Origin of the sequence: Ruegeria profundi (genome assembly GCF_001507545.1) — a bacterium.
Taxonomy (GTDB): Bacteria; Pseudomonadota; Alphaproteobacteria; order Rhodobacterales; family Rhodobacteraceae; genus Ruegeria; species Ruegeria profundi.
In genome coordinates, this window is record NZ_LQBP01000019.1 from 1 (window position 1) to 20,181 (window position 20,181).

At 52.7% G+C, this 20,181-nt stretch carries 16 protein-coding genes; 6 read left to right on the forward strand and 10 right to left on the reverse strand.

Features of this window, described 5'->3' with window-relative positions:
* Positions 1 to 942 precede the first annotated feature (942 nt).
* Complete coding sequence (locus tag AVO44_RS20145; RefSeq protein ID WP_068341175.1) at positions 943 to 2,265, forward strand: mechanosensitive ion channel family protein; 1,323 nt, start codon at positions 943 to 945, stop codon at positions 2,263 to 2,265.
* On the forward strand, positions 2,262 to 3,875 hold the full coding sequence (locus AVO44_RS20150) for a mechanosensitive ion channel family protein (RefSeq protein ID WP_068341178.1): 1,614 nt from the start codon (positions 2,262 to 2,264) through the stop codon (positions 3,873 to 3,875). Before AVO44_RS20145 ends, AVO44_RS20150 begins: the two co-directional genes overlap by 4 nt.
* Before the next feature lie 421 nt (positions 3,876 to 4,296).
* On the opposite strand, the gene AVO44_RS20155 is transcribed toward AVO44_RS20150, so the two are convergent.
* Positions 4,297 to 6,948 carry an AsmA family protein gene (locus AVO44_RS20155; RefSeq protein WP_068341181.1) on the reverse strand — a complete coding sequence of 884 codons (2,652 nt, stop codon included), beginning with the start codon at positions 6,946 to 6,948 and terminating at the stop codon, positions 4,297 to 4,299.
* Positions 6,949 to 7,369: 421 nt separating this feature from the next.
* On the opposite strand from AVO44_RS20155, the gene AVO44_RS20160 reads away from it, so the two are divergent.
* The 4 genes from AVO44_RS20160 (at position 7,370) to AVO44_RS20175 (ending at position 10,957) form a co-directional block, all read left to right on the forward strand.
* Entirely contained in the window at positions 7,370 to 7,639 is a 270-nt protein-coding gene (locus AVO44_RS20160; protein WP_233422044.1) for a potassium channel family protein, read from the forward strand.
* A gap of 180 nt (positions 7,640 to 7,819) precedes the next feature.
* Positions 7,820 to 8,899, forward strand: coding sequence for an AI-2E family transporter (locus AVO44_RS20165; protein WP_068341187.1), 1,080 nt, complete (start codon positions 7,820 to 7,822; stop codon positions 8,897 to 8,899).
* Positions 8,896 to 9,960 carry an HlyD family secretion protein gene (locus tag AVO44_RS20170; protein WP_068341191.1) on the forward strand — a complete coding sequence of 355 codons (1,065 nt, stop codon included), beginning with the start codon at positions 8,896 to 8,898 and terminating at the stop codon, positions 9,958 to 9,960. The genes AVO44_RS20165 and AVO44_RS20170 overlap by 4 nt, the downstream gene beginning before the upstream one ends.
* Complete coding sequence (locus tag AVO44_RS20175) at positions 9,950 to 10,957, forward strand: DUF2955 domain-containing protein (RefSeq protein WP_068341194.1); 1,008 nt, start codon at positions 9,950 to 9,952, stop codon at positions 10,955 to 10,957. Before AVO44_RS20170 ends, AVO44_RS20175 begins: the two co-directional genes overlap by 11 nt.
* A 299-nt stretch (positions 10,958 to 11,256) precedes the next feature.
* Here the strand turns inward: AVO44_RS20175 and AVO44_RS20180 are convergent, their stop codons facing one another.
* The 9 genes from AVO44_RS20180 to AVO44_RS21420 form a co-directional block, all read right to left on the reverse strand.
* Positions 11,257 to 11,541 (reverse strand): sll1863 family stress response protein, encoded by a 285-nt coding sequence (locus AVO44_RS20180; RefSeq protein WP_068341216.1) that lies wholly within the window; start codon positions 11,539 to 11,541, stop codon positions 11,257 to 11,259.
* A gap of 759 nt (positions 11,542 to 12,300) precedes the next feature.
* On the reverse strand, positions 12,301 to 12,951 hold the full coding sequence (locus tag AVO44_RS20185; RefSeq protein ID WP_068341196.1) for a trimeric intracellular cation channel family protein: 651 nt from the start codon (positions 12,949 to 12,951) through the stop codon (positions 12,301 to 12,303).
* An 85-nt stretch (positions 12,952 to 13,036) separates the two neighbouring features.
* Positions 13,037 to 13,822, reverse strand: coding sequence for an SDR family NAD(P)-dependent oxidoreductase (locus AVO44_RS20190; RefSeq protein ID WP_068341199.1), 786 nt, complete (start codon positions 13,820 to 13,822; stop codon positions 13,037 to 13,039).
* A 123-nt stretch (positions 13,823 to 13,945) separates the two neighbouring features.
* Positions 13,946 to 14,941 carry a linear amide C-N hydrolase gene (locus tag AVO44_RS20195; RefSeq protein ID WP_338057467.1) on the reverse strand — a complete coding sequence of 332 codons (996 nt, stop codon included), beginning with the start codon at positions 14,939 to 14,941 and terminating at the stop codon, positions 13,946 to 13,948.
* 98 nt (positions 14,942 to 15,039) lie between these two features.
* Positions 15,040 to 16,194 carry a C45 family autoproteolytic acyltransferase/hydrolase gene (locus tag AVO44_RS20200; protein ID WP_068341202.1) on the reverse strand — a complete coding sequence of 385 codons (1,155 nt, stop codon included), beginning with the start codon at positions 16,192 to 16,194 and terminating at the stop codon, positions 15,040 to 15,042.
* A gap of 55 nt (positions 16,195 to 16,249) precedes the next feature.
* Positions 16,250 to 16,480 (reverse strand): hypothetical protein, encoded by a 231-nt coding sequence (locus AVO44_RS20205; protein WP_068341205.1) that lies wholly within the window; start codon positions 16,478 to 16,480, stop codon positions 16,250 to 16,252.
* A gap of 607 nt (positions 16,481 to 17,087) precedes the next feature.
* Positions 17,088 to 18,740, reverse strand: coding sequence for an adenylate/guanylate cyclase domain-containing protein (locus tag AVO44_RS20210; protein WP_068341208.1), 1,653 nt, complete (start codon positions 18,738 to 18,740; stop codon positions 17,088 to 17,090).
* Between the two features lie 517 nt (positions 18,741 to 19,257).
* A complete protein-coding gene (locus AVO44_RS21190) occupies positions 19,258 to 19,680 on the reverse strand; it encodes a hypothetical protein (RefSeq protein WP_157770063.1) in 423 nt (140 codons plus the stop codon).
* Between the two features lie 249 nt (positions 19,681 to 19,929).
* Positions 19,930 to 20,181, reverse strand: a 252-nt coding sequence (locus AVO44_RS21420; RefSeq protein ID WP_205626567.1) for a hypothetical protein, incomplete at its 5' end; no start/stop codon positions are given.

Consider the following 20,181-nt stretch of genomic DNA (forward strand, 5'->3'; position numbering starts at 1 on the left):
TGCCCCCGATCCGTCCCCTCAATATACCCCGACATGCCCGCCTCCGGTCTTTGCCGAAAAGCATACCACAATCGGAGTTTCCACACAGCCTCAGCCCAGTGCCGACATTTCCGTGGCGCACCCGAACAGTTGGCCGAAGTTAAAGCCAGCCAGACATCACCCGCTCCTTAGTCAGAAGTAGTTCATCCATCCCCCCAAAGAACCCGCATCATCCGGAGGGAAACCAAGTGAATAACGCAGGCGGTAGTTTTGGGGTGTTGGTGATAAGGTACTGATCGAAAGATGGATTAAAGTTCCCCGCGTCACCTCTATCTGGGATGATGGGCAACGCGGGGATTTAGTCTGACCATGGAACTAGCCAGACTAAGTCGAATGTGCGGTTGGCCGCTGTTAGTCAACCAAGTTAGCATGAGCGCAAATTCTGTTCGCTACAGTCAAAGTTCTTCACCCGCCATCTGCACAGCGCAGCCACGTTTTCTGTCGCGGATGTGTAGGTTGAAACAAACAAGAAATTCTCAAGCACGCGAGAGCAAACTTTTTGGCGCGCGTAAAATTACTTGAAATGTTGTATTTAGATTCAAGTTTTCGAATGCGTGGCAAATTAGTATTACCTCTGTTGCTCGCACAATCGCCAGACTTGTCTGGTTGCCTCCTGGAGACGCAAGTGAGTGGTGTCGCCAGGGGCCGTTATTTTCGGCTTAACGGGTCTAATGGAGAAAGCTCTAAATTCGACGTGCACAGCAAATCTGAGACCTCTCCGTGCAAATCTCAGTTTCGTTCGCAAAACCGTGGTTCTGCCAAATTGAGCGGTTCTCTATATCGAAAGCGACCCAAAGATCTGTGGTTTTCATCACAGGGAAATATTCAAACATAAACATAATTCTGGATTTGTTGCGTCTGTGTGTGCTCTCTTCGACCGTTAAAGAAGTAGGGGACAGACAGATGAGACGAGCACTGAGAACGTTGACGTTTTGGTCATTCGTTTGGTTCACGGCATTAGCGAGTGTTTTTCCTGCCGGCGCGCAAGAGACTGAGGCCGACCAAGAGGCTTTGGAAGTCGAGAATGACGATCTCATAAATGCAGTCGCTGATAAGATGATTGCGGCCGACGATCTCGAGATCCTACTTGTTCCCTTAACTGCGGATGAGCTTTCCCAGGTTGCTGGTACTTGGCAGAGTTATGTGCGCTCTCGGCTCGAAGAAGTCGCGCAAGTAAACTTGCAACTTCGTTCGGCGAGCGGAACTCGGGAAGACAGCTTGCGGTCTCAGTTGTCCTCATTGAACGATTCTGGATCAGACATTCTCGACAAGTATCGCCTGGTGCTCGAAGCATGGACCCTGAAAGGCGCAAAGGCGGAAGATCTAGAACCGCATACTGACTATATTCTCGCGTTGAAAACGGGAGCCCTAAAAACGACCGATCTTCAAACACTTTTTCAGAACGCTTGGGCCTGGTTGTTCTCGTGGGATGGGGGCGTCGGTCTGCTGATGGCCGGTCTGGGTGTTTTGTTGGCAGTTTGGGCCATGATGTTCATTGCTCGGATGGTGCGCCGGGTCACTGAACGGGGTCTGAACAAAATTCCAACTATCTCCAGAATGCTGAAACGCTTCATTGCCACCGCCGTATACTGGGCCGTTTTCGTCCTTGGTATACTCGTCGTTTTAGCTTTGTTCGGAGTTAACGTTACACCGCTTTTTGCCGTGCTCGGTGGTTTGTCGTTCATCCTAGGTTTTGCCTTGCAGGAAACGCTGGGAAACCTCGCAAGCGGTCTGATGATCATGGTCCTCAAGCCATTCGACACTGGCGACTATATCCAAGTGGGCGGTTCATCTGGGTTTGTGGATGAGATGTCGGTGGTTTCAACCAAGATCAGAACATTCGACAACCAGCTTATTATAGTTCCCAACAGCAAAATTTGGGGGGATGTCATTACCAATGTAAGTGCATCCGAAGAACGTCGGGTCGATCTGGTCTTTGGTATCGCCTATTCGGACAACGCTGCCCAAGCAATTGAAGTGCTCAAAGACTTGGTTGCGCATCACCAGCTTTGTCTGAAGACACCAGAACCAGAAATTTTCGTGGGTGAGTTGGGAGACAACTCCGTCAACATCTTCTGCCGTCCATGGTCCAAATCCGATGACTATTGGACTGTCTATTGGGACCTTACTGGTCAAGCAAAAGAGCGGTTTGACACGGAAGGTATATCCATACCGTTCCCGCAACGCGATGTGCATATTATTCCCGCAGAAGGAGCAAAATCATGAGGGCTCTTACGCTATGGTTACTGCCTCTTCTATTTTCCTGCACTTTTGCGCTTGCACAGTCTGAAGAAATCCTCGCACCGGCTGAAGAGAGAAAGGATCCCGAGTTTATTGCGCCAGTGATAGTGGATGGCGAAGAATTGTTCGTGGTTCGCGGTTCAAGTGCGCTGCCCGCAACCGAACGAGCGAGAAAAATTGAGGAGAGGATCGCTCAAGTCGCCGATGCATCTGCGAAAGCTTCAGTTCAGCTTGAGATATCGGACGCCGAATTTGGGAAAATGATACGCGTTGACGGGCAGATGGTTACGATAACCACCCAAGCTGATGCTGAGCACGAACAAATGGCTATTGAAGTTCTAGCTGGGCTTCAGTCCGAAGCGATTGAGGCTGCAATCCTTCAATACCGAGATGCTCGGTCCAATGAGGGCAGAGTAGATAGTGCGATGGTTGCATTTGCTTGGACGGCAGTCTTCGCCCTCGCTTCATACGCGTTTTTTGCGAAGCGGCGAAAACTGTTAAACTACATAAGACAGAATTTGGAAAAGAGAGCTGAAGGCGTAGAGGAGGCCACGAAGTCGATCTTAAGAAGCAGGGCAATCGCCTCGATTATCGTCTATACAATCCACATATTGATGTGGGTTCTGTTTCTGTTCTTTTTCTATTACTACCTCTCATTGGTGCTGCTCTCCTTTGCAGAAACACAAGGCATTGCCCAAATCCTATTGAAATACGTCAGCGAGCCGCTCGTATCTGTCGTTTTGGCAATTGTTGAATATATCCCCAACTTGATCATGCTCGCAATCATCGCAGCTGTGACACGGTTAGGAATTCGAGGCCTAGATCTTTTTTTCGACAACGTCCAGAGCGGCGCTTTCCAATTGAAAGACTTTGAAGATCATTGGATTGCACCAACAAAAATGCTGTGCAGGGCTTTGCTAATTGTTATCGCGCTGGTGTTTGCCTATCCTTATATTCCCGGATCTGACTCTCGTGCTTTTCAGGGCCTGACTATACTGGCCGGTATCATGGTATCGTTGGGGTCGAACACGGTCGTCTCGAATATGATGGCCGGTCTGTTTGTCATCTACAGGCGCAGTACCAATGTAGGTGATCGAATTCAGGTCGGTGACAAGATTGGCGACGTAACTGAGATCAAACTGATGGAAACGCTCATCAAATCGATCAAGAACGAGATGATTAGCATTCCAAATGCACAGCTGCTCAATTCCGAGGTTGTAAACTACTCGCGTAAAGTGGATGGCCGCGGACTGTTGGTTCACACGACAGTAGGGATCGGATACGAGGAGCCACCAAAGAAAATCAAAGCGATGCTGATAGAGGCAGCTTATCGTACTCAAGGGTTAAGAAAGAACCCTGAACCTTTTGTGCTTTGGGCGCAGCTGGCTGACTACGCAATTAATTATGAGATCAACGCATACACTTCGCGCGGATCGAGCTTGCCTAAGATTTTGTCCGATTTGCGCGAAAACATTGTCGATGTGTTTAATGAAAACGGAACACAGATAATGACACCGTCGTACATTGCGGACCCGCCGGAACCCAAAGTTTCAACAGAGGACTGGGATGGAAAACTTGCTCATGTATCTGAATAGCAATTCACCTGCTTCATCTACGAAACTACACAAACGCATTATTGCGGTTGTTGGATTGGTTTGATTGAAACTGGACATTCAGGCCAACTTAGCCACTTACGCCGTCATCGGTATTATTTTCGGTGAATTTAACAAATTGGCTGAAATACCCGCAGGCTAGATCGACATAGGTGTACGTGATGACAGCGCCAGTTTTGGCGTTTGTGAAAGTGGTCGAGTCTTAGGATCATTGCAACCTGGAGCGCGTTGCCAAAACCCGAGACATCAATTGCGCTGTTTGGACCAATGTTCAGCTAGGCGCAGAATGCGGAGCCGTTGCTGTCGGCATTCGTCAAAGTTTTTAGAAAGAACGGGTGTTTTTCGGAAGCATCTTCTGCCTTCTTGAACCCTAGGTTTGTTCTTTAACTGACAGCTTCCACTGCTATTGCAGTTGCAAAATATCCGGAACGCAAAGCTGTCTTCTTGCCGGCATTTTGTCCGCACCATCCGATCGTTTCAGCCGTTTCGGACCGTCTTTGACCTTGATCTTCGGCTTTGCTAGTGGACCCTTCAAGGTCACGGGCCAGGGGCTCTTCGAAAGAGGTTCGCCAATCTTGCGGGGCTGCAGATTTAGGTCCAAAACCTTGCCCGCCACATTAACACCGCCAAAGACGACGACTTGGACATGATCTGTCTCCAATGTGGTTTGTTTCGTTGAAATACTTCCATTGGAAATACTAATCGGCGCGCGCAAACATACAATTGGAGCAACCTTTTGTTTCTCTTTGGTAAACACCCAAGGTAGCACCCCCAATCCGGCCAGATCTAAAAGCTGGGTCTCGATCGAGCCATCACGCATTGAAACTGTGGCATTGCCGCTCATGCTGTTGGCAAAATGCTTGGCTGAATCGGTTCTTCCGGTCACCGAAAAATCTGCATAGATCGTACCGCTTGCGCCCTTTTTGAAGTTCAGGTTGTGAAGAATTTCATCCAGTTGCCAGCCACCTGCCTTGCCGGTCAATGTAAGCAAATGCGCGTCGTTCGATAAGTCCATTTGCGCGCTGACGTCGAAATGAGCGCCTCCGTATTCAAACTCCAGTGGTCCTGCCTTAAGCTCGTTTTTGTTGAGCGTCACTTCGCTCTGCAAACTGCTGATGCCCTTGGCACCTTCGATGTGCCGAAGGTCAACGTCGACATCCATATCGATGCCGGACAAGAGAATTGAGCGCCCGATAGGTTTAAGCGTTACATCTCTTAACGCGCCTTGGTTGCCCTCGTCTTCTTTCTTAGATTCTTTCTCTTCCGGATTTGGGCCGCCTAATTTCCGCAACTGTGCCGCAGCCTGAACGATAGTTCGGATCTGATCTATCATTATCAGGTCACTCTCAATAGAACCCTGCAGCACCGGGTCCCTTGTTGCATCATCAAGATCGGCCACAATCTGCAAGATAGAGTCGGCGACCTCAACATTGGCACTCGCGTTCCAATCAGTGCCTTCGCTAACAAGGTTGATTTCAAGGCGAGCCTGCCCGGTTTCCACACGTTCAAGCGATAGTGCCTCCAAAAGATCCGCTCCGGATGGAACTGCGACATCAATTGCCAAATCCAGGTCCTCGAATTTGAGTACATTCTCAACAGTGCCATGCACCTCAAGGTTCCAGACGTCTGTATCGCTTGTCTTTCCATCCAAATTTGTCAGCGAAAGCTGATTGATGTCGCCGTTTAAATGGAAGTCACCGGAAAACCTGCCAAGCTGGTCGTCTGGTCCCAACAATTCTGGCGAGATCAAACTGCTTGCCGGTATATCCATTAGGCCTTCTGCCGATATGCCTTGCAACTGAAGCGCGTCATCGACCGAACCGTTCAAAATGATGAACGGTTCGGCTGGTTTCCCAATTCTAAGGTTGATGTTTCCAACATTTAAAGTGCCTTCTGGTGTTCTGGAAAGCTCGGAGAACTTAATCGGGGGCGGGCCTTCGCCAGACGTGTCCAACGTGAAACCGTTGGTCTTAATGACCATTTGTCGCTGCGGCACCTGCCCAGGCACGCTGTCGATAACCATGTCGACTGCGATAAGTTTAAGATCATATCGCGAGGCGGCTGGGGCTGGTTCCGCATCTTCTGGGTACAACCGAATGCGGGTTGTTAGCGATACGTCTTCCGGGTTCCTCAATTCTCCGATCTGCCCCGTCAACGAAAGGCTTTGTCCGCCTTCCAATTCAGCCAATACAGATAGGTCGTCAATCCGTGCTACACCGTCGACTGATGTGAACGTTGCGCCAATATTCCCTGTACCTTCCAAAACGTGGCTCAGCTTCAGGATATCAAGAAGCTGGCCAAGTTCGGCAATCTCTACGGTCGTTGCCACTTGCAGACCGCTTTCTTGAGGGACTTCCTCGGCGACAATAGAAATCTGTTCAAAGTTCACCGCCACTTGAAACGGTTCTTCCGCAGGGAATGTCGCGTTCAGATCAAACCTCTCTCCGTTGAGCGAACCGGCCCCGACTGCAGTCGCAACATCGGTTTCCGTATCACGCTTTAAGAGCAGCTCAGGAAGCTGCAGATCTAACTCAAGTCCGTTAAAATCGTTCTGATAAAGAATGGCGATATCAGTCAGATCAATTTTGCAGTCCGTTAGAATTCCGGCTAACAGCGGCGTCGGGGAATTTGCGGGTTTCCCGGCTTCGGCTTCCGTTTGGGAAATGGACTGCCAGTTTCCGAAGCCGTCTTTGTCTGTGATTAGGTTCAGATGAACACCTGAGAGCGAAAGACCACTCAGTGACAGTTTACTGTTCCAAAGGTCGCGCGCGGAAACCTCAAACTCGATCTCATCGATTGCTGCAAGTTTCACATCAGCATTCTGAGAACCAGGTAGTTCCAGCCCTGCCGCTGACACCTGCAATTGCCGACCAATCCCCAGACGCACTTCATCTTCAATTCTAACCTCTTGGCCAAGTTTCTTGGAGATCAGATTTTCGACGAAAGTAGTCCTGACCGAGGAAAACAACGCAGAAGACAGTAAAAGCCAAGCTGCTATCACAGCGACAAACGCGACAGCGCAACAAATCAAAATACCTTTTGCAACGTATCGCATGTTCTTCTCCTAAAATTCCGATTCATCCAATGGGCAGCCTAGACCATTTAATCATTAAGTTAATGGAATATACGGTCGGTAAATGATCTGAAGTCTGAATGATCTTGACCATATAGCTGATTTTCTCGCCTATTTAGTCGAACCGCTAAGAAACGGGTAAATGTCAAACTTCGGCTAGTGCTGCACGCCCGGTTTCTAAATAGCTGGCATGAGGAGAGTTTTACTAGCCAATACGGATGCGCTGCATGAGCTTTGAGCATGGCAGCACGACGTAAGCTTCAACCGACAGGCAGCCAAGTGCCTCCGGTTTTCCATATTTATCTAATTACTGCTATGTATGAATTCATCAAACGATGAGGACATGATGAATTCACTAACTAGAATAACACGTGGGGTAGGCGTCGCTTTCAAGGACGGTAGAGTGAAAGGCATTCTTGCCTTCACAGTTGGAATGATTTTATGGGCCTCGGTCTTTTATCACTTTGTCGAAGGTTGGAGTTGGCTCGACTCAATCTACTTTTCTGTCGTGACCATTTCGACCGTGGGGTTTGGTGACTTCTCACCCGAAACCGCGGCAGGGAAGATCTTCACAATGTTATACATCATCGTAGGCCTCGGTGTCTTCGTGACCGCAGCGACCACGGTGGCAGATACGATCTTGTCCCAAGACGACAAAAAAGCGGACAAATAATCCCTTCCCCAATGGGACATGTCGAGTTCATGTGCAGACGCTATGCTGACCTGCCGATTCAAGCCGTGGACCGGATTCACTCGTGCCTTCAAGCTGATAGATGATCGCCTGAAGCTCAAAAAAATTACATATCACGTTTTTTGAGTGTATTGTCTGGAAAGCAAGTAATGGAGGGATGGAATGGAAAAGACCCAGGACGCGAAGATTGTCGACCTAGCGATACGATTGCTCTTTCTCGGACTGTTCCTCTACAGCGCCTTGGTCATGGTTGCCCCGCTTGCAAGTGTGGTTATCTGGGCAACGATCCTCTGCGTTGCGCTTTATCCGTCTTTCGATTGGCTGCAATCCAAGCTGGGAGGGCGGAAGAAACTCGCGGCGACCATCTTGGTTTTGTTGGGTCTTGTTTTGACTTTGGGGCCAGTTGCGACAGCAGTATCTGGTGCTGCAGAACTTGGGTCTGAGTTCGCTGAACAAGCAGACAAAGGAGAGTTGGAAGTCCCACCCGCGCCCGAGGGCCTCAAGGAATTACCACTTATCGGAAGCAAGATTGCCGACGTGTGGGGAATGTTTGAGCGGAACCTGGATGGTGCGCTTGCCAAATACGGCGCGCAAATCCTTGAGATCACCAAATCACTCTTCGGAAAAGTGCTGGGCATCGGTATCGGGCTTCTTGGCTTAGCTCTGTCCGTGTTGATTATGGGGGCGTTGTTCAGCCCCGGGCCAAATTTGGTCCAGGGTCTTCAGCGCTTTGCAAATCGTGTTTTCGCTCCGCGCGGTGGAGAATTCGTAACATTAGCGGGCGCAACAATTCGGAACGTGACAAAAGGAGTGATTGGCGTAGCAGCCATTCAAGCTGTCTGCGTTTGGATACTATTGGCTTTGTTTGGGATTTCTTCGGCCGCCACGCTGGCATTTATCTGCCTGATACTCTCGATTATCCAAATCGGGCCCGGATTGGTTCTTATACCCGTTATTATCTACGCGTGGAGTTCTATGTCCGGCGGAACTGCTTTGATCTTCACCATACTGGCCGTTCCCGTCATGATAATGGACAGTTTCCTAAGACCCGTGTTCATTTCAAAGGGCCTTGAGACTCCCATGTTGGTCATCCTTATCGGTGTTCTCGGAGGTATGATGGCGTACGGTTTAATCGGCGTTTTTATGGGGCCGGTACTCTTTGCTGTCTTCTATGAGCTGTTCAAGGTTTGGATTGATACCTCGCCTGAAGCAGAAGGCACTGTTGAAGGTGCGGCGAAATGAGAAAGACGATATGGACAACCTTGGCTGTCATTTTGATTTTTCTTGTCTGGTATCTGGTCGCTGATCGAAAAACGCCATTTACCGGGAACGCCAGAGTAAAAGCTGTGGCCACCCAAATCGTACCTCAGGTGACCGGAACGGTAACGGAAGTTTTGGTAGAAAACGGCCAAGTCGTTTCGGCAGGTGATGTTCTGGTTCGAATAGATTCCAGGCCCTACGAAATCGAGCGTTCAAAGGCGGAAGCTGATCTTGAAGCGGCGACCCAGGAGGTGGGTGCGTCTTCGGCAGAGGTAAGTGCGGCACAAGCCAAACTCGCAAGGGCGCAGAGCGATCTGGATACGATGCGCATTCAGACGGAACGTGTGTTTGCGCTCGAAAAGAAAGGGTTGATTGCCGTCTCAAAGGCCGATGATGCACGAGGACAACTAGCAGAATCTGAGGCAAACTTTGAGAACGCACAAGCTGATCTGGAAAAAGCAAAGCAAAGGCTTGGTGATGACGGGATTGAAAACCCGAAAATCCAGCGCGCGTTGGCGGCCTTGGCGGACGCAGAACTAAACCTTGAATGGACTGAACTGCGTGCTCCGGCGACAGGCGTCATCTCTAATCTGCTGATAGCCCCAGGAACGTATGCGAGATCCGGTCAGGATCTGCTGACGTTTCTGGATGCAACTGACGTCTGGATCGAGGCGTATTTTACTGAGAACAACCTGGGAAGGGCTTCGATAGGGTCTCCGGTTGATGTGGTGTTGGATATGCATCCCGGTAAGATTGTTCCGGGCGTCATTGAGAGCTTTAGTGCTGCTGTTTCCCTAAGTGGCGGTGATGAGCCAGGGCAATTGGCGAGCCCGCCAAGCACCAAGGGATTTTTGCGGGAGCCTGAAAGGTTTCCGGTCAGGATCGTTCTGCCCGGCTATGAAGCTGGAAAAGCCGAAGATGATCTTCGCTTTCAGCTGAATGGGCAGGCCGATGTGATCATGTATCTAAGTGACAACTCGTTGTTGAACCTCGTAGGCCGCACCTACATCCGCGTGGTTTCAATACTGTCCTATGCGTATTGAGGACCAACGCTCTGTCGCCCGGCTTGCGGTGGGTGTTACCGGCGTCTTTTCCTTGGGCTTGTTTCTTGGCTGGCCCCTCGCCGTCGTTGGGGCGGTGTTCACCGCACTGTTTTTGCAGGCGCCCTCCGCATTGCCTCTGGCAGCATTTGCTAAGCTGTTTGTTTTTGCGATTGGATTGATGTTCATTTCGTTCCTGGTGTCTTCAATCTTCTCACCATATCCTCTTGTGTTCCTTATTCTGGTGGCCATTGGAATAATCCTGTCATTCATGTGGTCGGTTTCAGGCGCCGGAGTTTTACCGGGTGTCATTGCCCTGATGGGTGCACTGATGATCCCGAACTTGGTTCTGCAATCACAGGATCTGGCCTTGGTGCTTGTGTACTGGATACCGTTGAACCTGTTGTTTGCGGGCTTTGTATCGACGCTGATGTTCGTGTTGATACCCGCTGAACCTCAGACGGCCGCTCAGAAGATAGCAGCAACGTCGCCAGACTTCGACCCATATCGCCGAATAGTCAGGATGTCGCTTGTTACAGTGCCGTTTGCTTTGGCGTTTTTTGTTTCCGGCGCGTCTGCACTACTGGTTCTGTTTTTCGTCGCCCTGCTGAGCCAGCAACTTGCGGCAATGCCTGCTGCAGGCAAAACAGTTGCAAAAGCTATGCTGACGGCAAACCTTCTTGGGGCGGCAGTATCCATCATTTGTTATGAAATAAACGTAATAGCTCCGGTTATTCTAACCCCCATTCTGCTGTGTTTTTTATTTTGCCTCACACTCGGAGCACTTGGAAAGTCAAAAGTACCGCTCGCCGCCGCCGCCGGTTCCGCTATTACAACAGCTCTGATTGTATATGGCGGTTCGGTTGCACCGTTTTCAGACGAGGCTGACGTCAAGAGCATCACTCGCGTATTGCAAGTTGCCAGCGCCGCTTTTTTTGTAATCATCGCATATGTCGTGGTGGATGAATTCTGGCCGGAAAAAGAGCGCCAGGCGACTTAATGAAGTTAGTTGCGATGTGGCGTGGTTCTGAAACAAGTAGAGTTTCCAGTGTGACAACTATTATTTGATTTATCCGGTCCGAAAGAAGTCAGCTTTGTCCGCACGCGAGACCTTGGATACGGGTGCGGCGAAAGTCCGGTTTTGATTTTGGCCATTTCGGAGGATTTGAATGCCAGGTTCGCAAAAAATCACGCTGCTAAGCTGTGACGTGTTGCAATGTCTGACACGTGCGCTGCCGCGGAATTTGCCGCGGCGGCATCAGATGGCCTGGTGCGCACATCCGGCACTCGATCGAAGGCTTACTGGAAGCGACTCCACGCCTTCTGGAAGGAGGTCGCGATGTTCTCCCAAGCGCTCTCCATGCCTTTCCGCATGTCGTCCCACGCGGCATCGCTTGCAACCTGCGCCTCCCTCATCTTGGCGTGAGCCTCGTCACGCTGCTTGCGCATCTCGGCAAGATGCTTTTCGTAGTTCGCCTTGTTCTCTGCCTCGGCGGCTCTTGCATGGGCCTGAAGCTTGTCGATTTCGGCATTCCACTCGTCAAGCTTCGCTTTCATCTTCTCAACATATACGTCGCGATCCATCTTCGTCTCCTCCATTTCATAGTAGGATATTGTCATACAATCGTTCGAGACTTAAGGGTGCCAACTGGACCCTTTTCCGCGTTCGCTGGGTTCATGCCGCGATTTTGTTCGCTGAACTCCGTTTTTAACACTCTGGCTGCAGGCATGCAGCGGACCGCAAGAGGGTCCGCATCTCGGACCTTCGCCAATATTTGACGAACGTCCGCTTACGACGAAAGCAGCCGTTTATGGTCGATGATCTGCGTTTTGGCGCACGAAGGTCAGGTTATGGGTTTAATCAGACCTTCATCAGAAAAGGCTCTAGGTCCGAGTTGCGGACTTTTCTGCCTGATGCTGGCGCAGCGAATTCATCGTTCGAGCGACCACCGTTTTCTTCGGCGCTTGTCGCGTGACTGCGGCAGGGGCTCTCGAAGCGGACGTTTGATTCCGCCAAATTGGCGCAATTCGAAACTTGTCGCTCGCTGCACCAGTGTTGTATTTCTGAGTTTCGGACGCGCTCGACCCTACCGTGGGCTTTCATGATCGAACAAGCTACAGCACCGCAAGAAACGCCGCTAAGCCGCCCGGATTCCGCTTGCTCGTTTCGGCTCCAAAAGGCCCTCCCAACGCCTGATCCGGACGCAGCACTTGCTTTTGGCGTGGAATGCGTTCACTGCGAGGGATGTAGGGACCCGCAAGAGCTATAGCGGAGATCTTCGTCCGCCGGTTTGATGTTGCCTGTTGGGCGCGAGGCGACCGTCTCAAACCAACTGAGCCGGTTCATTTCGATTTGCTGCGTCCGCCGATGCGTATGAACTCTCCCGGCGGCCCCATACGTACATCCCAGAGGATCGCCCAGGCCCGCAATGCAAACGCCGCCAGGCACGCGATGATCTCGCTGGGGATTTCCGGCAAACCCAGCTGTAACAGTGTTGCATAAAGCAGTGCCCCCAGAAGCGCAGCCGAGGCATAGAGCTGACCAGACATGATCATGGGCTGAGTGTTCGTGATCACGTCCCGGATGACCCCGCCCCCCGTGGCCGTCACCATGCCCATGAAGACCGCAATGATGAATGGCGCACCGAAGTCCAGGGCTATGTGGCAGCCGACCACGCCAAACGCTGCAAGGCCAAGAGTATCGGCCCAGACCATGGCCTTCTTGTTGGCGAAGTCCGATGTGGCCCAAAAGTAGGCGGCAATGGCGGCAACGAAGACAAGGATCAGTTCCTCGGGGTTCTGCGTCCACCAGACCGTACGCCCGAGCAAGAGATCACGTGTCGTGCCGCCGCCAATCCCTGTAATCGCGCCGATCAACACACACCCTAAAATGTCCATCTTGAACCGGGCTGCCGTCAGCGCCCCGCTGACGGCAAAGACCACGTCGCCGAAATACATGATCACGAGAATGCTGGTGCTGAGCGGCTCAAGCATGCTGCTCTCCTATCAAAGCTGCAGACCCAATTCGGTCCATCTCAAATTACGTGGCTCTCTGCACATTCTGTTTCAGCAATGGCATCTAGACAAAGGACCATCCGCCATCCAGTGCAAAGAACTGACCGGTTGAAAAATTGCATTTTCCGTCGACAAGGGACGCCGCTAAGTAAGCGCATTCTTGGGTGGTCCCCAGCCGCCCGACCGGCAATTCCGCCGCCGCTTTATCAAGCGCCCTGGGATCGTTGTCGTTGGCTTCTTCGAACATTTTGACGAAGGCCGGATAGTCTAGCGCAGCCGTACCGAACCCGTTCACCACAACACCGGTTCCGGCAACGGTCAACGCGGCCGAGCGGATCAGACTGTTGGCCGCTGCGCGCATGGCGCTGTACGTGGCCACTGTTGGCTGCGGCCGCACACCACTGACGCTGGTGTTAATCAGGACCTGTCCGGAGCCCTGTGCGACCAGCGGCGGCAGAACCGCCTGCAGGGCGTACATCACTGACAGAAAGTTTCCCTGGTAAACTTGGTCGGCGTTTTCGATATTGGCAGTCAGCACCGTATTTACCACGTGGGATCCTGTGCGGATCGCGACCGAGTCGAATTTGCCGAAGCGGGCTTTCGCAGCATCCACAAGGGCCTGCGCCGCACCCGCTTCGTTAATGTTCTCAGCGCCCGCTGCAACTTCAACCTCCGCGCCCAACTCCTTGAGACGCGCCTCCAGCCCTTCGACCGGCGGTCCGATAACCAAATCATGAGCTCGGCGCGCCATCTCCACGGCGAGATCCGGCATCATGTGTGTCTGTGCATCCGCGATCAGCACCACGCGGCGTTCGGAGGCTGTGTTGGGGTTCCCGGATACTTCGGACATGTCTTACTCTCCGGTCGACTTCATTAGATTTGTCTTGTGGGTGAATATTGCCTGAGAAACGGATCTTGCCAGAGTCGCGCTTTGGTGGGGCGGCCGTTTCAGACCACCCCAATCTGGCACCGTTCACATAGGGATCCTGGTGCCGGCCATTTGCCAAGCGACTGGCGGGGACGGATGGAATTTGCCCGACACTTCGCCGGCCGCTTCGCGGTCCTCATACAGGTCGAACGTCTTGATCTGCGCACCTTCCTCAAGGTCCTGGTTCTTCAGATCGATCCACACCAAATTGGGCATATCGGTGACGTTGTGGTAGTAACGCAGATTCGTCAGATCGGCGACGCTCTGATAGATGGTCGCCGCCACATTGGGTCGAACCGGGTCATTGGCGCCAAGAGGCGTGGCCTGACTGCGCATCACAGACAAGATACCTGCGACCGCCGCTTGGTAGTGCTTGGGCGGGTTCGGAAGTTGCGTGAGGTAATAGGCGCCGCGCACGAAACGGTCGTTTGCCTCGAACGATCCGGGCAGCGGCTTGTCGCCTCCCAGTCCCTTGAACTGCTTGAGATATTCCAGCTGCTGTTCATACGGTGGGGAGTTGGTCACTACGGTGACATCCTTACCATGATGGATCGAAACTTCGCCGTCGAAGATCTCGATGATCGCGGAATCGCCCGACTTGTCCGCCAGTGTTACGTGCAAGGGCGACTTGGCATCGAGCCCTTGGTGCACCATGAGCATCGGCTGAACCTGAAAGGACTTGCTCGCCGCAACAGCCTCGGCCACCGTTGCGAAGTTGTCGAGGTAGTACTGCACATGCACAGAACTGCACAGGCCGGGGATGGACGGGTCACGCTCGCCATAGGTCGCCTCGGCGAGATAGAGTGAACTCACGCCCAACCCGGCCTCGTTCATGCCGTCCAGCGTGCAACAGTCATATGTCGAGACGGCCACGCTGCCATATTTCGAGGTCCATTGGAGGGGGTTTTCCGGCACCATCCCGTTCATCTCGATCCCGCGCGGAAACACATGCAACTTGTTGCGTTGCTCCGTCGTCCAGTCCATGTTCCGGCCGATAAGTACCGGTTGGCCTGCTACGGACCACATCGTTCTTGAGCACATAACTTTTCTCCTTGTTTTGATCGGTTTCGATTTTTTAGGAGACAGCCGGCTTGAAAACAGGCTGCCTCACTAGATCGTTGTCATCCGCGAAACGCGGATCACGCAAACAACGCCTTCAGATCGAAATGCTGCCATTCCCCATTCGACGGGGGCAGGCGCACCCAGAGTTGCAGGTTGTTGAGATCCGCCGCGATGGTGTAGTTGGTCAGATCCGCATCCTGCTTCTTAGGTTTGGTCGGCCCGCCATTCTCGCGGAAGCTGCCGTCTTCATTGAACAACGTCAGTTCGAAGATCTCCCGCATCTTGGCGGCATCGAGCTTGCCATGCGAGTCAGCGGCCCGGGCCTCGACATTCTTGTAGCGGGTCAGCGAGTTGCTGATCGTGTCGCGAATATGCAGGCCCCAATCCTGGTTCAGGAATGTATTGACCACAGCCAGCACATCGCCATCACCGTCGGGCAAACGCCGCCGGCTGTCATAAAGCGTGGTTTCATACGAGCACTTGTCACCGCTTGCATCGGCGATGCCCCAGATCGATGGAAATTCGACGCGCGTGGCGCCGAACCGTGCGGAAACAGCAGACGTGCTGTCACCGTCGCAAAGGAAGTCAAAGACCCGGTGCTCGAAACAGGGGCGCGCCGCGGCGATAACCTGTCCGCCCATGGACGTGCCGTCATGCATATCGACATAGACGCCCTTGTCATTGATTGCGGTGACAGGGAACGTCCAGCCCGGCCAAGTGACGCTGGCCACACTGTTGGACCCATCGACCGGGTTGAACACAGTGCAATAGGTCTTGAAATTACAGAATTCCTCGCCCCAATCCATGTTGCGCGCAACATAGGTATTGCCGTCTACGGTCGCGGCGCCTGAGGCATAGAGGCTCGAGCAGCCCGAAAAGCTGTGCATCTTGGCCTGGTAGACCGCCATGATCCCGCCTTGATCCAGCAGCACAACTTTGTCGACGGGCCAGCCCATACCTTCAGCCAGGCCGTCGAAAAACTGCTGCTTACGCCGGGACGCGCGCTCGTAGATGTTTTTCCCCCACAGTTCGCGGGCATCTTCTTCGGTGGTCCAGCCGTTCTTGATCATCGGTGCGACCAGCGCGTCCCACATCGGTTCCATGTCGGCTTTGGCAAGGGTGCCGTACTGCACCCCCATCTCATGCCAGCTTCCCGATAGCGTCATGAGCCGGATATCCGAGTCTTCCGTGTCGTATAGCTTTCCGCCACCATGTTCTGCGGCAAGTTTCATTTTCTTCTCCCTTGTAGGTTTGGTTGATTGAGGTGAGGTCTTCGATCGAAGGTTTCTATTCCTCCGATATCCATACGATCGGATCGGCGGCCTCGAATTCGGCCGAGATCTCGCCCGCAAGACGTGTTTCGCGCCCCAACAGGATCAATCTTGTCCCAGTCGCGACCGGCGATGGAGAATCCGATGCCTGTTTCGGAGAAGATGCGTCTGCACAGTTCGTAAGCGCTCCTAGTTCGGATCGAACTCCGGTGCGGTCCCGGTTCCGGATGTCTATGATCTGCCGCATGCGTCGGCCTCGTGCCAAAATTTCTCAATGATCGCGGTGCAGACAAAAGAACCAACAGGACGGGCCTGCCCGGCTGCACCGCATACAATGTAAGGTTATGTTATATCATCGTATATAGCGCGGCAACACAAAGTGGAAACAAGGTGCCAATCTTCCACTCTGGAAGACTTCTTCTCTTGGCTGCAGGGCGCTTTTTCGTGGCCAGCCCGTCTGGACTGCCACGCCGATCCCGGTGATCGCGCCGATCAAAACGCAGCCGAGAACAGCTCGCTGCGCCTTGTTTAAATGTCCGCTTTTCTTCTGCGACGCAGCCAGTAGCTTTGGTGATAAGCTTGCCGCGCCCGCGAAGGCAAGCTTATCAACACTTCCGCCTTGGGCTCAACGCGGTCATCTGAGTCTTTTAGTCAGATGACGGCTTAGGAACGGATAGCGGTCATTGTTGGTGGTCATTCCGAGAAATTTCGCCTTAAGGTCTGCATTGAATGGCAGCGGACGTTCGCAGAAATCTGCTGCACGGCAGAGTTGCGGACAGAGCCGACATGAAACAAGGCCAGGTCCGGGTGGCTTCCGTGTTTGAGGCAGCTGCCGGCTACCTCATTTCCTACGACTAGAAACCTTCTGTTGGGGCGAGAGCTTCCAGCAGGGCGGCGTGCTCGGCTTGCAGCAACGGCTTGAGAAAGAACATCGTCGGTTCTTTTGACAGAGCGTCGGCAACGGCGTCGCTTGCGGCGGCAGCGTCAGTGTCGCCAAGTTTTCTCAGCACGATTGCCTTGAACCGATGGAGCGTCCAGAAGCCGGGCTGAAGCTGGATAACGCTGTCCAGAGCATTGGCACAGCCCTGAAAGTCGCCGGAACAATACAGGCAGACCGCGAGATTGACCTGCCGCATTGGTTCATAGGACATCTCGGTTGCCAGCCCCTCCACCTGCTCCAACGTCGCAAGAGCATCGTCGAATTTGCCTTCCGCGATCTCAACCATGGAGAGGATTAAGCGGCCAAAATAATAGGTCGGGTTGAGCTTCAGCGAGTGATGACAATCGCGCTTGGCGCTTTTGAAATCCTTTTTGCCGAACAAAAAGCACATACCGCGAACGGCAAACAGGTAATCGCTTTTGGGCATTGAGACCAACGCGCGGTTCAATGCGCTTTCCAGCAAGTCAGCTTTGCAGGGTTCAATTTCCTCGAACCTCGTTCGGGCAAACAGGATATCCCCCATAGACGACATCGCCAGAACCATCGGATGTTCCGGGTTCAGTTCCAGCGCCCGGTCCAGATATTTCCTGGCGTCGAGCCATTCTTTGTGTTTGCCTGACTGACCGGTGCTCGCGACGCGTGCCAGAAGGTCGGATATGCCCATTTCCTCGATCGGCATATGTTTCACACGCTCGGCATCAAAATTGTTCAGGTGGTTGCGGATATCCGCGTTTACTTGTGCAGCCGTTTCGTCGAAGAACGCAAAGATGTCCGCAGTTTCACCTTGATAGTTCTGCGAGAAAGAAGGCTCGCCGGTTTCAGACAGCACCAGAGATATACTCAGCCGCGCTTTGCTCGCCGCCATCCGCAGTCTGCCGCGCAGAAAATAGGTTGGGTCAAGCGTCATCGCCGTGAGCGCGTCCACAACCCGAATACCGGTGCGTTTCGACAGGTTCATCAAGAGCTGATCACGCAATTCCAGCGCTGCGGCCTTAGTATCTTCGTCATTCGGCCCGAACTCTATCTTTTCCACGACGATGACGGGGCGCTTATCCTCTTCCGGTGCGACCTTTGGCTTTGGCGACCAGTAAAAGCCCTCGACCGGATCGGGAATGTTTTTTAACTCCAGCAACCCCGCGCTTTCGAATTGTGCTGCCAGACTGCCGCTAAGCTGTCGAAACAGGTCTTGCGAAATCATGATGCCGCCGGGCGGTGCCTCGGCCTCGAGCCGAGCCGCAAGATTGATTCCGGTGCCATAAAATTCGTCTTCGTCCTCGGTAATTTCACCCAAATGGCCGCCGATACGTAATTTTATCATTGGGTGTTTGGCCAGCTTACTCTGAATCTCAGTTGCGCAGTCCAGAGCCGTCGTGATCGACCCGAAGGCAATGATCCATCCGTCGCCCAAACGCTTGAGGATTTCGCCCCCATGGCGATCGCAGATCGGAACCAGCTTGGTGTCGTTGATCTCTCTGACTGCCGCTATCCCTGACTTTTCGTCGCGGGCCATCATTCCGGAATAACCGACAATGTCCGCTACGATGATTACTGCCAAACGGCTGCCCATGTTTCGTCCTCCATTTAGATGGTCGGGCCTAGCGTCGACGCATGCGGCAATTACTTATACAAATGCTGGTATGATCCAACAATCGGCGTAGCCGTTTATCCGGGTCGCGGCAGACGAAAATTCGATTGACCGCATCAAAATGATGGTTGAGCGTTGCGAGCAGTTTCCAGGGACCCGAATTTGTCTGCTCTGGGCTCAACTGAGACATCGGACGCTTTCAGTCAGATGACAGCTAAGCTGCCTTCAGCAGTCGCTCGGGAACAGCGGATGCCACGGCATCGTCCGCTTTGACGATCATTGCCTTGGATGTAAAGCTGCCAAAAGCTAACCACCCCCCTCAGATCGGCGGAATGGATTATTGCAATAGAGACAAACCATATAGGCGTGGGGTTACGGGGTAGGGCTAGAGGCCGTTGGTGGGTTGCCAAAAGGGTCGATTTTCGGAGGAAATGGCGATTTGGAAGGTTTCGGACCGGATTATGAGCAATACTAAGCGGCTGTTTCATCCGCAAGCAGCCTACTGTTCAACAGGCGGTTCATTTCGTTCCCATAGAGGCACGCATTCCGCGTAAAAAGGGATGGTTGCTCGTTGCCAGGGCGCGAGACGGTTTTCTTCTTCTGCAGCCATTCCGGGGCTTGCAAAAAGCCTGATGTGGACACCGTCACCTTCGTCAAAAAAGTACCAATATGAAGAGATTTCTCCATCAATGTTTCGGATGCGTTGGTATGCCCCTTCCCCGATACGCTCGAAACGTACCGGCTTACCATCACCTGCTACGTACTCGCGAATGGCTACATCGCCGTAGAAATCCCACGTGACGGGTCCAAGTGCTCGCTGCTGTAAACACGTAAGTCCTGTCAAATCCACGGTTTCTGCAACTGCTACAGAAAGCGTCAGTGATGTTCCGATAGTGAGGCACGCAGCGATGAGATGATTCATTCTCATACCTAAACAAAACATCAAAAAATGCTCAAGGGGAAAGCAATAGGCTCTCTGCCTTCGATTGGACAACCTGATTGTTCATCAGTATTGCTATTGGTTTAAGCGGTCGTTCCGACAACTCGCAGCAATATCAACTAAGGGCTCGGAGGAGACGTTCGGCTAGTTTGGTCGAGTGACTGTTTTGTGTCGGTGACCAGCCCGTGCCCAATCAATGGATCAATTTTTGCAGTTTTCTGTCTGCGCGGATCAGGTCGTTGACGGCCTTGCGCGATTCTTCGGTCTCTCGCGATCGTTTTCCATGCTTCCATGATGGATGGCTTGGCCCAGCAGCGTGTCCACCGCCTGCACCATGAACTCGGCAAACACACCAGCCTCGAACCGCCGGTGCTTTGCATCGTTGGCCCGTGGACTTCGCTGTGGCAGTACATCTCGGCGCATCTCTGAGCCGTTTTGTTGGGTCCATGAGGTTGTCGTCACTTTTTGACACCACCCCGCCCC

Coding starts and splice junctions, on each gene's coding strand:
- AVO44_RS20155 (WP_068341181.1), bottom strand. CDS start 6,948: ATGCGATACGTTGCAAAAGGTATTTTGATTTGTTGCGCTGTCGCGTTT.
- AVO44_RS20175 (WP_068341194.1), top strand. CDS start 9,950: ATGCGTATTGAGGACCAACGCTCTGTCGCCCGGCTTGCGGTGGGTGTT.
- AVO44_RS20150 (WP_068341178.1), top strand. CDS start 2,262: ATGAGGGCTCTTACGCTATGGTTACTGCCTCTTCTATTTTCCTGCACT.
- AVO44_RS21190 (WP_157770063.1), bottom strand. CDS start 19,680: ATGAATCATCTCATCGCTGCGTGCCTCACTATCGGAACATCACTGACG.
- AVO44_RS20195 (WP_338057467.1), bottom strand. CDS start 14,941: ATGTGCTCAAGAACGATGTGGTCCGTAGCAGGCCAACCGGTACTTATC.
- AVO44_RS20210 (WP_068341208.1), bottom strand. CDS start 18,740: ATGGGCAGCCGTTTGGCAGTAATCATCGTAGCGGACATTGTCGGTTAT.
- AVO44_RS20145 (WP_068341175.1), top strand. CDS start 943: ATGAGACGAGCACTGAGAACGTTGACGTTTTGGTCATTCGTTTGGTTC.
- AVO44_RS20170 (WP_068341191.1), top strand. CDS start 8,896: ATGAGAAAGACGATATGGACAACCTTGGCTGTCATTTTGATTTTTCTT.
- AVO44_RS20165 (WP_068341187.1), top strand. CDS start 7,820: ATGGAAAAGACCCAGGACGCGAAGATTGTCGACCTAGCGATACGATTG.
- AVO44_RS20180 (WP_068341216.1), bottom strand. CDS start 11,541: ATGGATCGCGACGTATATGTTGAGAAGATGAAAGCGAAGCTTGACGAG.
- AVO44_RS20190 (WP_068341199.1), bottom strand. CDS start 13,822: ATGTCCGAAGTATCCGGGAACCCCAACACAGCCTCCGAACGCCGCGTG.
- AVO44_RS20200 (WP_068341202.1), bottom strand. CDS start 16,194: ATGAAACTTGCCGCAGAACATGGTGGCGGAAAGCTATACGACACGGAA.
- AVO44_RS20205 (WP_068341205.1), bottom strand. CDS start 16,480: ATGCGGCAGATCATAGACATCCGGAACCGGGACCGCACCGGAGTTCGA.
- AVO44_RS20185 (WP_068341196.1), bottom strand. CDS start 12,951: ATGCTTGAGCCGCTCAGCACCAGCATTCTCGTGATCATGTATTTCGGC.